This window comes from Mycobacterium sp. E3247 (assembly GCF_001667785.1).
In the GTDB taxonomy this organism is placed as follows: Bacteria; Actinomycetota; Actinomycetes; order Mycobacteriales; family Mycobacteriaceae; genus Mycobacterium.
The window spans coordinates 37,663-50,210 of sequence record NZ_LZJG01000253.1 but is presented as its reverse complement, the minus strand read 5'-3'; the positions used below and the strand labels follow the sequence as shown (position 1 = coordinate 50,210).

Genomic DNA, 12,548 nt, shown 5'->3' with positions numbered 1-12,548 from the left:
TGCTGTCACCGCGTCAATGCAGGTAAAGAATGGTGGCCAGGGGCGGGATCGAACCGCCGACCTTCCGCTTTTCAGGCGGACGCTCGTACCGACTGAGCTACCTGGCCGGAAGGCATGAAGTGCCTCGCCGAATCGGCGACCCTGACGGGACTCGAACCCGCGACCTCCGCCGTGACAGGGCGGCGCGCTAACCAACTGCGCCACAGGGCCTTGCTGCTGCTCCGCGTCACCGCGTCGCGTACCCCCAACGGGATTCGAACCCGTGCTACCGCCGTGAAAGGGCGGCGTCCTAGGCCACTAGACGATGGGGGCCAGAACCGAATCACTCCGGGGTACTCGCAACGAGGTTTCGTTAGGAGCCACGTCAGCTTAGGTCACCGCGGGCCCAATCCTCAAACGAGCCGCGCTTTGGGCCCAAGTATCCTGAATGTCCGCAGCCCCTATAGCTCAGTTGGTAGAGCTACGGACTTTTAATCCGCAGGTCCTAGGTTCGAGTCCTAGTGGGGGCACCGACGCGTGTTGGCCTCGGCAGAGCGGCGCTCATCACCCGAGCACCGCGCTGCTGTAGGTCACATCGGCGAATGCCTGGGCCACCTCGTCGTCGGCGTAGGCGAAGCCGTTGGCGGCATGCAGTTCCGCGACGGTTTGCGACGACGTTCGCCACCCCCGCCGGCTGAGGTGGTCGACGATGTGGCTGCGCTCGCCGTGGTAGACGAGGTCGTTGAAGTCGACCTCGAACCCGAGCTCGCTCATCCGGTCGTGGTGCGCCCGCCACCGCGGGTCGGCGAAGACGGCGGTGTCCGGCACGAAGTCGAAGGCCAGCCGGCTGCCCGGGGCGCTCAGCGTGGTGATGTTGTCGAACAGCGCGTCCTGGGCCTCCTCCGGCAGGTACACCAACAAGCCCTCGGCGCTCCACGCCGACGGCGCCCGCGGGTCGAAGCCGGCGTCGCGCAGCGCCGTGGCCCAGTCGTCGCGCAGGTCGACGGCGACGGTGCGCCGCTCGGCCGTCGGCTCGGCGCCCAGACCCTCGAGGGTCAGGGTCTTGAACTCGATCACCTCCGGCATGTCCACCTCGTAGACGACGGTGCCCGCCGGCCACGGCAGGCGGTAGGCGCGCGCGTCCAGCCCCGACGCGAGGATCACCGCCTGCGAGATGCCATGGCGCGTCGCGTCCAGGAAGACGTCATCGTAAAACCTTGTGCGGCAAGCCATCCCCCGCGCCATTCGGTTCGGGTCGAACTCGAGAGCCCCGCCGGTGGGGATGTCGCCGTTGACCAGCCGGACGTAGACGTCGATTCCGACGGCGCGCACCAGCGGGGCCGCGTACGGATCGTCGACCAACTTCGCGTCCGACGACAGGGCCCGCTGGGCGGCGACCATGGTCGCCGTCGCCCCCACGCTGGTCGCCAGATCCCAACGATCACGATCGGTGCGCGCCATGGTGCTCCCTCATCCCGATCACAAATTGCATAGACGATCTAGTCAGTATCACAGCGCCGGTTCCGAACCCTCGCGCGACTACCCTGCGAGCTGTGACCGACTTCGCCCAGCGGACGATCGAGCTGGCCCGCCGAAACGTCGCGGAGGGTGGTCGCCCGTTTGCGACGGTGATCGTCAAAGACGGTGAGATTCTCGCCGAGAGCGCCAACCGGGTGGCCCAGACGAACGACCCGACCGCGCATGCGGAGATCCTGGCGATCCGTGAGGCGTGCATGAAGCTGGGCACCGAGCACCTCGTCGACGCGACGATCTACGTGATGGCGCACCCGTGTCCGATGTGCCTGGGATCGCTGTACTACTGCTCTCCCCGGGAAGTGATCTTTCTGATCACCCGCGAGGCCTACGAGCGGTACTACCTCGACGACCGCAAGTACTTCGAGGTGTCCACCTTCTATGACGAGTTCGCGAAGGCCTGGGACCAGCGGCGCCTGCCCATGTGTTACCAACCCCGCGACGACGCGGTGGACGTCTATCGGTTCTGGAACGAACGCAACGGCGGCGAGCCCCGGTCTACGGTCGTCCCCTCGCCCTGACCGTATCCGTTGGCAGCGGCGCGTCCCTTGAATATTGTTTGCGTATGCATGCAGGTAATAGCGCAGACCGGCTGCCGGATCATCAGGTGAGCCTGGTGGTCGAGGTGTTCCGCATGCTGGCCGACGCCACCCGGGTGCAGGTGCTGTGGTCGCTGACCGACCGGGAGATGTCGGTCAACGAACTCGCCGAGCACGTGGGCAAGCCGGCGCCGTCGGTCTCCCAGCACCTGGCCAAGCTGCGGATGGCGCGCCTGGTCCGCACCCGCCGGGACGGCACCACGATCTTCTACAGCCTGGAGAACGACCACGTTCGCCAGCTCGTCATGGACGCGGTCTTCAACGCCGAACACGCAGGTCCGGGCGTGCCCGGCCATCACCTCAGGGATGGCGGACTGAAAGCCGTCGGCGAATCGGGGCCCCGCCGAATCGGGGACACTGCGCCGCCAAGTGAAAAATGAACCCACACAGCGCGTTTCACCCAAGGAGGCGGCACCCATGACCGAGCAACACGCCGACGACGCGCCCCACGCGCACGAACACGAGCACGGTGACGTCACCCACGCGCACGCGCACACCGCGCACGAACACGACCACGTCGAGCACGAACACGCCCACCACCACGCCGACGGCACCGAGCACAGCCATCAGCACGTGCATCAGGCGGGGCTGGAGGACGTGCACGGCCACCCCCACGCGTAGCGCGGGCGCGCCGGCTCAGGAGACCGCCGGGCAGTAATGCTTTGGCTCGCCGCGCTCGTCCACGGGCGGCAGGTTACGCGCCGGCGTGTGCACCAGCGGCGTGTCGGCCGGGATACGCCCGGCGGCGCGGTCGAAGCCCGCCCGGGCCCGCGGGTGCTTGCGGAACCGGCTCGGCACGAAGGCGAACACCGCGCGAACGACGTCGCCGAAGCGGCGATGCAGCCACTCGTCGCGTCCCGACCACCGGTAGCCCATCAACTCGCGCACCGGGGGGTCGTACAGACCCACGGTCACCCAGACGAAGAACGGCGCGAGAAGTTTCCGCTGGGCGGCCCACAACCAGTCCGGAAGCCATTGCGCAAACGGGGGTTTCGGCAGCTCGGTGAGGTCGAGCACGGCGCGGGCGGCGAAGTTGTCTTCAAGCACGTTGCGGCACATGTGGTCCCAGTAGACCTGGAATTCCTCCCACGACGCCGGGACGGGCCGCATGCTCATCCCGTACATCCGGTACCAGTCGACGTGTTCGTTGAACAATTGGCGTTTCTGCGCTTCGGTCAGCCCGCCGCAGAACCGCTCGGCCACGTGAATGGTGCCGACGAAGAAAGTGGCGTGGGCCCAATAGAAGACGTCGGGGTTCAACGCGTGGTACCGGCGGCCTTGTTCGTCGACCCCCTTGATGTCGGTGTGGTAGTCGCGCACCTCACTGCCGGTGACCGGGGCGCGGTCACCGTCGAAGACGACGCCACCGATCGGATACAAGGAGCGCAGCAGGCGTTGCCACCGTTCCCGGAAGAACGTCGAGTGGTCGATGACGGCCGCGCCGAGCTGCGGATGCATGTTCTGCATGGAGCCCGCCCACGGGCCCTGCAGCATCCCGCGCCAGTCCCCGAAATACCGCCACGTCAGCGACTCGGGGCCCAGCGGCATCGGTGGCGCGTCGTAGCCCAGCGGCGAGACCGGGCAGCCGCCGGCCACGCCGCCCGGCAGATCGGTCCCGGCGGTAGTGGCCGAACAGCCGCTTGCGGCGTCGCTGGTCGGCGGGCGGGTTCCGGACGTATGTTGAGTCACTATTGGATTCCTGTAGGTATCTGCAAAACTGACTACATGCGTTGTCATTTTCAAGCTTAGGAGCGATGTGCAGTCCGGTCAACGACGGGGCCGTTGGACCGGCGTCCCCTTAGAGGATCGCCTCGCCCTCCGTCGCGACAACCTCATCGCCGCCGGCGTGCAATTGCTCGGCGGCGACATCCGACCGGCGCTGACGGTGCGTGCGGTGTGCCGCAAGGCCGCGCTGACCGAACGCTACTTCTACGAAAGCTTTTCGGACCGTGACGAGTTCGTGCGCGCGGTCTACGACGACGTGTGCACGCGCGCCATGACCACGCTCACGTCGGCGAATACCCCGCGGGACGCCGTCGAAAAGTTTGTCGAGCTGATGGTCGACGACCCGGTCCGCGGGCGTGTGCTGTTGCTGGCGCCGGCGGTCGAGCCGATACTGACCCGCTCGGGCGCCGAGTGGATGCCCAACTTCATCGAACTGCTGCAGCGCAAACTGTCCCGGATCGCCGATCCGGTGCTGCAGAAGATGATCGCCACCAGCCTGGTCGGCGGGCTGTCGAGCCTGTTCACCGCGTACCTGAACGGACAGCTCGGCGCGACGCGCAAACAGTTCATCGACTACTGCGTCAACATGCTCTACGTGACGGCGGCCCCGTACGTTCCCGCCCCGGACCTGGGGTAGACCAACCACCTGTTTACCGGGCGCGCCATAGCGGCAAACCCCGAGAACGGTGGCATTTATCCGTTGCGCGGCGCGCGGCGAGGCAGCTTGATGCTACTGATGTACACAGATATATTGACTGCTACCCGTCGACACAGATAACTGGAGGCCGTATGTCAGCCGAGCTGACAAACCTACAGCTGCTACATGAGCTCGAACCGGTGGTCGAGAAGTGCCTCAACCGGCACGAGAGCATGCACAAGGACTGGAACCCGCACGACTACATCCCGTGGTCGGACGGCAAGAACTTCTACGCGCTGGGCGGGCAGGACTGGCATCCCGAGGAGAGCAAGCTCTCCGACCTCGCCCAGGTGGCGATGGTGCAGAACCTGATGACAGAAGACAACCTGCCGTCATACCACCGCGAGATCGCGATGAACTTCGGCCTGGACGGCGCCTGGGGCCAGTGGGTCAACCGGTGGACCGCCGAGGAGAACCGACACGGGATCGCGCTGCGCGACTACCTGGTCGTGACCCGCGCGGTCGACCCGGTCGAGCTGGAGAAGCTGCGAATCGAGGTGGTCAACCGGGGCTTCAGCCCGGGCCAGAACCAACAGGTGCGGGCCGATCTGTTCGCCGAGAGCCTGTTCGACTCTGTCATCTACGTGACGTTCCAGGAGCTGGCCACCCGGATCTCGCACCGCAACACGGGCAAGGCCTGCAACGAGACTGTCGCCGACCAGCTGCTGGCCAAGATCTCGGCCGACGAGAACCTGCACATGATCTTCTACCGCGATGTCAGCGAGGCCGGGTTTGAGATTGCACCTAATCAGGCGATGAAAGAGCTACACAAGGTGCTGCGCAATTTCCAGATGCCTGGCTATCAGGTCCCGGAGTTCCGGCGTAAGGCCGTGTTCATCGCCGTCGGGGGGGTCTATGACCCCCGCATCCACCTCGAAGACGTGGTCATGCCGGTGCTGAAGAAGTGGCGCATCTTCGAGCGCGAGGACTTCACCGGTGAGGCGGCGGCGATGCGTGACGACCTCGCACTGCTGATCAAGGAACTCGAGCAGGCCTGCGACAAGTTCGAGATATCCAAGCAGCGCCAGCTCGATCGGGAGGCCCGCACCGGCAAGCGGACCACCGCATTCGAGCTGCACCAGACCGCCGGCAAACTGGCTATGAGCCGCCGGTAGCGGCCTTGCGCATCGGTCCGATCACGCTCGCCAGCCCGGTGGTGCTGGCCCCGATGGCAGGCGTGACCAACGTTGCATTCCGCACGCTGTGCCGTGAGCTGGAGCAATCCAAGGTCGGCACGGTCAGCGGGCTGTACGTCTGTGAGATGGTGACGGCGCGCGCGCTCGTCGAACGCCACCCGGTCACCATGCACATGACGACGTTCGCGCCGGACGAGTCACCGCGCTCGCTGCAGCTCTACACCGTCGATCCGGCGACCACGTACGCGGCCGCCAAGATGATCGCCGACGAGGGCCTGGCCGACCACATCGACATGAACTTCGGCTGCCCGGTGCCCAAGGTCACCAAGCGCGGCGGCGGGGCGGCGCTGCCGTACAAGCGACGACTGTTCGGCCAGATCGTGGCGGCGGCCGTACGCGCGACCGAAGGTTCCGGAATTCCGGTGACCGTCAAGTTCCGCGTCGGCATCGACGACGAGCACCACACGCACCTCGACGCCGGCCGCATCGCCGAAGCCGAAGGCGCCGCCGCGGTCGCGTTGCACGCCCGCACGGCCGCGCAGCGCTACTCCGGCACCGCCGATTGGGACCAGATCGCCCTGCTCAAGCAGCACGTGCGGACGATCCCGGTGCTGGGCAACGGCGACATCTACGACGCCAGCGACGCCCTGACGATGATGGCCACCACCGGATGCGACGGCGTTGTGATCGGCCGCGGCTGCCTGGGCCGGCCCTGGCTTTTCGCCGAACTCTCGGCCGCGTTCACCGACAGCCCGGCCCCCACCCCGCCCACGCTGGGCGAGGTCGCCGACATCGTCCGCCGGCACGGCCAGTTGCTGGCCGCGCACTTCGGCGAGGACAAAGGCATGCGCGACATCCGCAAGCACATCGGCTGGTACCTGCACGGTTTTCCGGCCGGATCCGAGTTGCGCCGGGCGCTGGCGATGGTCAAGACGCTGCGCGAACTCGATTCGCTGCTAAGCCAATTGGACGGCACGGTCCCCTTCCCGGACGCGGCCAGCGGCCCACGCGGCCGACAGGGCTCCCCGGCACGGGTGTCGCTGCCCGAAGGCTGGCTGACCGACCCCGACGACTGCACCGTTCCGGCCGGCGCCGACGTGATGCACTCCGGCGGCTGACCGACCGCTCGAAATCGCATCCGGGCCGATAACTCAGTACGATGTGGACCTTGCCGCAGTGCGCGTTCCTGGGGCGGGTCGGTAACGCGCCGCCGCCTGGGCGCGACAAAGGGGTGCGACCCCCGGGTGGCACGAGCCGCAGCGCTGACAACGTCAGGCACTGGGACGTCACCGCGCACGGACGGGCTGAGATCCGCATCAGAGCTTCGGAGGCCGGTAGGACATGAGTGACGCCGAGGGCGACGCCACTCCCGACACTCGGCGCACGGCGCTGGGCGCCGCCCCGTGGGAACGGTTCTCGGAGCCGCCGTCCGACTACAGCCTTCATTTGTGGCAGCCCGACATCACCATCGAACCCGTCGAACGCGTCGAGCCTCAAGCGGCCGGTGACGAGGGATCCGGATGCCACACGGGTGGCGGCGTCAGCGTCGCAGATCTGATCGCGAAACTCGGTGCCCCATCGACGGGCCGGTCCACTCACCGCCGTGCGGAGCCGGAGGTCGAATCCGCCGAGGCCGACTCCGAGCTGCCGGTCGAGCTGAGGGAAACCCAGGTCATCGAGGACCTGGCCTACTCACTCGATCTGGTCACGGAGCTCCCCGACCTCGGGGCCGCCGACCACCAAAACGGCGGGTCCGCATCCGACGGGGCTGCCGGCGCTGACGAGCGCAACGCGCGGCACCGGCGCCGGCCGATGCTGCTGGCCGGGCGGTCGGTCGCGGCCCTGCTCGCCGTGCTCGCCATCGCCATGACCGGCGGCGCGTGGCAATGGAGCACGTCGAAGAACGCCCGGCTCAACACCATCAGCGCGCTCGACCCGCACTCCAGCGACATCCGTGACCCGGGCGGGCAGTACGGGGACGAAGACTTCTTGATCGTCGGCCTCGATTCGCGCGCCGGGGACAACGCCAACATGGGCGCCGGAAGCACCGACGACGCCGACGGCGCCCGTTCGGACACCGTGATGCTGGTCAACATTCCCGCCAACCGCAAGCGCGTGGTGGCGGTGTCGTTCCCGCGCGACCTGGCGATCACCCCGATGCAATGCGAGGCGTGGAACCCGAACACCGGTAAGTACGGGCCCCTCTACGACGAGAAGACCAAGACCTGGGGTCCGAAGATGGTCTACACCGAGACCAAGCTGAACTCGGCGTTCGCCTTCGGCGGCCCGAAATGTCTGGTGAAGGAAATCCAGAAGCTGTCCGGTCTGAGCATCAACCGCTTCATCGCCGTCGACTTCGCCGGGTTCGCCAAGATGGTCGACGCCCTGGGCGGTGTCGAGGTCTGCTCGAAAACCGCGCTGCACGACTACGAGCTGGGCACGGTCCTCGAACACGGCGGCCGTCAGGTGCTGGACGGCCCGACCGCGCTGAACTATGTGCGAGCCCGGCAGGTCACCACCGAAACGAACGGGGACTACGGCCGCATCAAACGCCAGCAGCTGTTCTTGTCGTCGCTGCTGCGGTCGCTGATCTCAGAGGACACGTTGCTCGACCTCAACAAGCTCAACAACGTCGTCAACATGTTCATCAGCGACACCGTCGTCGACAACGTGCAGTCGAAGGACCTGATCCAGCTCGGACAGTCGCTGCAGGGGATGGCGGCCGGACACGTCACGTTCGTGACGGTGCCGACCGGCATCACCGACCAGAACGGCGACGAGCCGCCGCGGATGAGCGATATGCGCGCGCTGTTCGACGCCATCATCAACGACGATCCGCTACCCGAGGAAAACGACCAGAACGCAAAGAATCTCGGGCCCTCCGACGACAAATCGGCGCAGGCCAAGGCGCCCGCCACCAAGCAGGCGCCGGCCCCCGCGCCGGCTCCCGAGGCTCGACACGAGCAGGTCACCACCACCGCGCCGGGCGACGTCACGGTGCGGGTCTCCAACGCCACGACGCAAAGCGGCCTCGCGGCCACCGCCACCAGCCAGCTCAAGCGGGACGGCTTCAACGTGATGACGCCGGACGACTATCCGAGTGCGGTGAACACGACGACGGTGTTGTTCTCGCCCGGCAACGAGCAGGCCGCGGCGACCGTGGCCTCGTCGTTCGCCAATGCGAAAGTCCAGCGGGTCTCCGGCTATGGACAGGTCGTTCAGGTGGTGCTCGGTCCCGACTTCAAGACGGTCGCCACACCCCAGCCGAGCGGCTCGTCGATCAGCTTGCAGATCGAACGCGGCTCCGGCAGCACCCCGGCCAAGCTGCCCGAAGACCTGACCGTCACCAACGCCGCCGACACCACCTGCGAATAACCGCATTTGGTGCCGCTGCGCCGCCCTTTTCCGGCGCCGAGAACGTAGGCTTGACGATATGCGGACCGCCTACCATGAGCAGCTCTCGGAGTTGTCCGAGCGGCTCGGCGAGATGTGCGGGCTGGCGGGCATCGCCATGGAGCGGGCCACCCAAGCCTTGCTGCAAGCGGATCTGGTGCTGGCTGAACAGGTGATCTCGGATCACGAGAAGATCGCCACGCTGAGCGCCCAGGCCGAAGAAAGCGCGTTCGTGCTGCTGGCGTTGCAGGCGCCGGTCGCCGGTGATCTGAGGTCGATCGTGAGCGCCATTCAGATGGTGGCCGACATCGACCGGATGGGAGCGCTGGCCCTGCACGTCGCGAAGATCGCCCGCCGCCGGCACCCCCAACACGCGCTGCCAGAGGAAGTCAACGGCTACTTCGCCGAAATGGGCAGAGTCGCAGTCGAATTGGGCAACAGCGCGCAAGAGGTGGTGATGTCGCGCGACCCGGAGAAAGCCGCCCGGATCCGCGAAGAGGACGACGCGATGGACGACCTGCACCGCCACCTGTTCTCGGTGCTGATGGACCGCGAATGGAAGTACGGTGTGGCGGCCGCCGTCGACGTGACGCTGCTGGGCCGGTTCTACGAGCGATTCGCCGACCACGCCGTCGAAGTGGCGAAGCGGGTCATCTTCCAGGCGACCGGCAAACTGCCCGACGAGGAAGCCAACCCCGCCTCGCAGTGAGCAAAGGCACGTACAGCTAGCCGAAGCGGCCGGAGATGTAGTCCTCGGTCGCCTTCTGGCTGGGGTTGGAGAAGATCTTCTCCGTGTCGTCGACCTCGACCAACCGCCCCGGCTTTCCGACGGCTTCCAGGTTGAAGAAGGCCGTGTAGTCGCTGACCCGGGCCGCCTGCTGCATGTTGTGGGTGACGATGACGATGGTGTAGTCCTGCTTGAGCTCGCTGATCAGCTCCTCGATGGCCATCGTCGAGATCGGGTCCAGCGCGGAGCACGGCTCGTCCATCAGCAGCACGTCGGGTTGCACGGCGATCGCCCGCGCGATGCACAGGCGCTGCTGCTGGCCCCCGGACAGGCCGCCGCCGGGCCTGTCCATCCGGTCTTTGACCTCGTCCCACAGGTTGGCGCCGCGCAGCGAGTATTCGGCCGTCTCGTCGAGCACCTTGCGATTGCGCACGCCCTGCAGCTTCAAACCGGCTACCACGTTGTCGCGAATCGACATGGCGGGGAACGGGTTCGGTCGCTGGAACACCATCCCGATCGCCCGGCGCACCCCGACCGGGTCCACCCCCGCACCGTAGATGTCCTCGTCGTCGAGGAGCACGCTGCCCTCCACCCGGCCGCCGGGCACCACCTCATGCATCCTGTTCAGCGTGCGCAGCACCGTCGTCTTCCCGCAACCCGACGGGCCGATGAACGCCGTCACACTGCGGGGGAGGATCGACAGCGTCACATCCGCCACCGCGTGGAACGAACCGTAGTAGATGTTGACGGCTTTGAGGTCCAACCGCTTGGCCACTTAGTGCTCCTGCCTATGACTTGTTGGCGCCAGCGAATTTCGCTAGTACTCGGGCCCCGATGTTGATGGTGGCGATCACCAGGATGAGGGTTAGGGCGGCACCCCACAACCGATCCGTGGGGACGGGGTTGACGCCGGCACCGGCACTGGTCTGGTTGTACATCATGCCAGGTAGCGTTCCCATGAACCCGCCGAAGATGTCGAAGTTCATCGACTGCGCATAGCCGACGAGGACCAGCAGCGGCGCCGTCTCGCCCATCACCCTGGCCACCGCCAGCATGATGCCGGTGATGATGCCGGAGATCCCGGTGGGGAGCACGACGCTGACAATTGTCTTCCACTTCGTGATGCCCAGCGCGTAACTCGCCTCACGAAGATCCAGCGGGACGATCCGCAGCATCTCCTCGGTGGCTCGCACGATCACCGGAAGCATCAACAGGACCAGCGCGAGGGACGCCGCGAGCTCCGAGCGTGGAAGACCCAGCGTCGCCACGAACAGCGCGTAGACGAACAGGGCCGCCACGATTGAGGGCACCCCACTGAGGATGTCCACCATGAACGTGGCCAGCCTGCCCAGCGGGGTACCGCCCCCGTATTCGGCGAGATAGATGCCGAGCATCAGGCCGATCGGGATGGCGATCAGCGCGCATACCGATCCCTGCAACACCGTGCCCACGATCGCGTGATACGCGCCACCGCCGGCCACGAAGGCGGTCATCCCCGCCTGCGAGTGCGTCCACCAAGCGGTCGACGCGACGGCCGCGAAGCCCTTGGCGATGACCGAGTGCAACACCAACAGCAAGGGCGTCACCGCGATCGCCATCGACAGCGAAACCAGCGCCAAGGCAAGGCGATCGGTGACCCGGCGGCGCCGGCTCGGCCGGGAGAACGTGCGCGGCTTGAGCGGGCGGTCCAGCATCGAGGTCATCGGCCGCCCCATCTGAGTCCGGCGGCGGCGCCACGGGCCAGTGCGTCGACCACGAAGGTGAGCACGAAGAGCGCCAGCCCCGCGGCGATGTACGCGCCAGCCTTGTACTGGTCGTTGAATTGGGCAGCCGCCCCCGCGATTTTGGTGGCGACGGTGGAGCCACCGTCGAACAGCGACCAACCAAAGGCCGCCTGGGTTCCCCGCAAGATGATCAGCAACGCGACCGTCTCCCCCAAGGCGCGACCGAGCCCCAGGACGGCCGCGCTGATGTATCCCGACCACCCGAAGGGCAGCACGATCGTCTTGACCACTTCCCAGCGGGTGGCGCCGAGCGCCAGCGCCGCCTCGACCTGCTCGTGCGGCGTCTGGATAAACACCTCGCGGGTGACCGCGGTGATGATCGGCAGGATCATCACCGCCAGGACCACGCCGCCGGTGAAAACGGTGCCGCCACCGGCGACCGACGTGTCCCCGTCGGCGAACAGGAAGCACCAGCCCAGGGAGCGGTTCAGCCAGGTGGCCAATGGCCGCAGCTGCGGTGCCAGCACGTATAGGCCCCACGCGCCGTAGACGATCGAGGGCACTCCGGCCAGCAGGTCAACGGCGTAGGCCAACGGGCCCGCGGCGCGCCGCGGCGAGTACTGCGTGATGAAGATGGCGACGCCCAGCGCGACGGGCATAGCCAGGATCAACGCGAACGCCGACACGAACAGCGTGACCTTCAGCAGATCGGAGATGCCGAAGTGCATCGCCGACGTGTCGGTGGTGACCCAGTTGCCGCCGAAGCTGAAGAAGCTCTCCCGGTCGCGTTGCAAGGCCGGTATCGCGCGCAGCAACAGGAATCCGCCGATCGCCGCGATCACGACCACGATCAAGACGCCGGAGCCCTTGGCGAGCCAACGGAAAGCACGATCCCCGACCTGCGGACGCCCGTCTCCCCACGGGCTGATCGGTATCAGCGGCGCCTCCGGAAACGGCGCGGCGACGGTCACGCCCGAACCGGCGTCGAAGGGGTTCGGCGTGGTCACCGTGATCCCGGCACGATTCTGCCGCTCC

At 66.8% G+C, this 12,548-nt stretch carries 13 protein-coding genes and 4 tRNA genes; 9 read left to right on the top strand and 8 right to left on the bottom strand.

From position 1 onward, the window contains the following. Positions 1 to 30: 30 nt before the first annotated feature. The 3 genes from A9X04_RS13735 to A9X04_RS13725 all read right to left on the bottom strand — a co-directional run bounded on the left by A9X04_RS13735 (position 31) and on the right by A9X04_RS13725 (position 312). Positions 31 to 107, bottom strand: a tRNA-Phe gene (locus A9X04_RS13735). A 29-nt stretch (positions 108 to 136) separates the two neighbouring features. Beyond that, positions 137 to 210: transfer RNA gene (locus tag A9X04_RS13730), tRNA-Asp, on the bottom strand. 29 nt (positions 211 to 239) lie between these two features. Further along, positions 240 to 312 (bottom strand) — tRNA-Glu (locus A9X04_RS13725). A 124-nt stretch (positions 313 to 436) separates the two neighbouring features. Here A9X04_RS13725 and A9X04_RS13720 point away from each other — a divergent pair. Continuing rightward, positions 437 to 509, top strand: a tRNA-Lys gene (locus A9X04_RS13720). Between the two features lie 34 nt (positions 510 to 543). On the opposite strand, the gene A9X04_RS13715 is transcribed toward A9X04_RS13720, so the two are convergent. Beyond that, the gene (locus tag A9X04_RS13715) at positions 544 to 1,440 is read right to left on the bottom strand and encodes a class I SAM-dependent methyltransferase (protein WP_067921164.1); all 897 of its coding nucleotides are present in this window, start codon (positions 1,438 to 1,440) and stop codon (positions 544 to 546) included. 92 nt (positions 1,441 to 1,532) lie between these two features. Between A9X04_RS13715 and A9X04_RS13710 the strand changes: the two genes are divergently transcribed. The 3 genes from A9X04_RS13710 to A9X04_RS13700 are packed head-to-tail and all read left to right on the top strand — an operon-like array spanning position 1,533 to position 2,732. Then, the gene (locus tag A9X04_RS13710) at positions 1,533 to 2,033 is read left to right on the top strand and encodes a nucleoside deaminase (RefSeq protein WP_067921162.1); all 501 of its coding nucleotides are present in this window, start codon (positions 1,533 to 1,535) and stop codon (positions 2,031 to 2,033) included. Positions 2,034 to 2,077: 44 nt separating this feature from the next. Then, the gene (locus A9X04_RS13705) at positions 2,078 to 2,491 is read left to right on the top strand and encodes a metalloregulator ArsR/SmtB family transcription factor (RefSeq protein ID WP_082974993.1); all 414 of its coding nucleotides are present in this window, start codon (positions 2,078 to 2,080) and stop codon (positions 2,489 to 2,491) included. A gap of 37 nt (positions 2,492 to 2,528) precedes the next feature. Next, positions 2,529 to 2,732 carry a zinc transporter Slc39a7 gene (locus tag A9X04_RS13700; protein WP_067921160.1) on the top strand — a complete coding sequence of 68 codons (204 nt, stop codon included), beginning with the start codon at positions 2,529 to 2,531 and terminating at the stop codon, positions 2,730 to 2,732. A gap of 15 nt (positions 2,733 to 2,747) precedes the next feature. On the opposite strand, the gene A9X04_RS13695 is transcribed toward A9X04_RS13700, so the two are convergent. Beyond that, positions 2,748 to 3,800, bottom strand: coding sequence for an oxygenase MpaB family protein (locus A9X04_RS13695; RefSeq protein ID WP_067921158.1), 1,053 nt, complete (start codon positions 3,798 to 3,800; stop codon positions 2,748 to 2,750). A gap of 67 nt (positions 3,801 to 3,867) precedes the next feature. On the opposite strand from A9X04_RS13695, the gene A9X04_RS13690 reads away from it, so the two are divergent. The 5 genes from A9X04_RS13690 to phoU all read left to right on the top strand — a co-directional run bounded on the left by A9X04_RS13690 (position 3,868) and on the right by phoU (position 9,771). Next, positions 3,868 to 4,473 carry a TetR/AcrR family transcriptional regulator gene (locus tag A9X04_RS13690; protein WP_067921156.1) on the top strand — a complete coding sequence of 202 codons (606 nt, stop codon included), beginning with the start codon at positions 3,868 to 3,870 and terminating at the stop codon, positions 4,471 to 4,473. A 152-nt stretch (positions 4,474 to 4,625) separates the two neighbouring features. Continuing rightward, positions 4,626 to 5,648: an acyl-ACP desaturase gene (locus tag A9X04_RS13685; RefSeq protein WP_067921154.1), complete on the top strand. Its 1,023-nt coding sequence runs from the start codon at positions 4,626 to 4,628 to the stop codon at positions 5,646 to 5,648. A gap of 5 nt (positions 5,649 to 5,653) precedes the next feature. Continuing rightward, positions 5,654 to 6,787 carry a tRNA dihydrouridine synthase DusB gene (gene dusB, locus A9X04_RS13680; protein ID WP_067921152.1) on the top strand — a complete coding sequence of 378 codons (1,134 nt, stop codon included), beginning with the start codon at positions 5,654 to 5,656 and terminating at the stop codon, positions 6,785 to 6,787. Between the two features lie 223 nt (positions 6,788 to 7,010). After that, on the top strand, positions 7,011 to 9,044 hold the full coding sequence (locus A9X04_RS13675; protein ID WP_067921150.1) for an LCP family protein: 2,034 nt from the start codon (positions 7,011 to 7,013) through the stop codon (positions 9,042 to 9,044). Positions 9,045 to 9,102: 58 nt separating this feature from the next. Continuing rightward, complete coding sequence (phoU, locus tag A9X04_RS13670) at positions 9,103 to 9,771, top strand: phosphate signaling complex protein PhoU (RefSeq protein WP_067921148.1); 669 nt, start codon at positions 9,103 to 9,105, stop codon at positions 9,769 to 9,771. A gap of 16 nt (positions 9,772 to 9,787) precedes the next feature. Here phoU and pstB read toward each other — a convergent pair whose 3' ends face one another. From pstB to pstC, 3 genes are read right to left on the bottom strand one after another with little or no spacing between them, the layout of a single operon-like run. Then, complete coding sequence (gene pstB / locus A9X04_RS13665; protein WP_067921146.1) at positions 9,788 to 10,564, bottom strand: phosphate ABC transporter ATP-binding protein PstB; 777 nt, start codon at positions 10,562 to 10,564, stop codon at positions 9,788 to 9,790. 13 nt (positions 10,565 to 10,577) lie between these two features. Then, positions 10,578 to 11,492 carry a phosphate ABC transporter permease PstA gene (gene pstA, locus A9X04_RS13660; protein WP_067921291.1) on the bottom strand — a complete coding sequence of 305 codons (915 nt, stop codon included), beginning with the start codon at positions 11,490 to 11,492 and terminating at the stop codon, positions 10,578 to 10,580. Beyond that, a complete protein-coding gene (gene pstC, locus A9X04_RS13655) occupies positions 11,489 to 12,520 on the bottom strand; it encodes a phosphate ABC transporter permease subunit PstC (RefSeq protein WP_369828959.1) in 1,032 nt (343 codons plus the stop codon). The genes pstA and pstC overlap by 4 nt, the downstream gene beginning before the upstream one ends. Positions 12,521 to 12,548: the final 28 nt, after the last annotated feature.

Coding starts and splice junctions, on each gene's coding strand:
- pstA (WP_067921291.1), bottom strand. CDS start 11,492: ATGACCTCGATGCTGGACCGCCCGCTCAAGCCGCGCACGTTCTCCCGG.
- A9X04_RS13700 (WP_067921160.1), top strand. CDS start 2,529: ATGACCGAGCAACACGCCGACGACGCGCCCCACGCGCACGAACACGAG.
- A9X04_RS13715 (WP_067921164.1), bottom strand. CDS start 1,440: ATGGCGCGCACCGATCGTGATCGTTGGGATCTGGCGACCAGCGTGGGG.
- A9X04_RS13685 (WP_067921154.1), top strand. CDS start 4,626: ATGTCAGCCGAGCTGACAAACCTACAGCTGCTACATGAGCTCGAACCG.
- A9X04_RS13675 (WP_067921150.1), top strand. CDS start 7,011: ATGAGTGACGCCGAGGGCGACGCCACTCCCGACACTCGGCGCACGGCG.
- phoU (WP_067921148.1), top strand. CDS start 9,103: ATGCGGACCGCCTACCATGAGCAGCTCTCGGAGTTGTCCGAGCGGCTC.
- A9X04_RS13705 (WP_082974993.1), top strand. CDS start 2,078: ATGCATGCAGGTAATAGCGCAGACCGGCTGCCGGATCATCAGGTGAGC.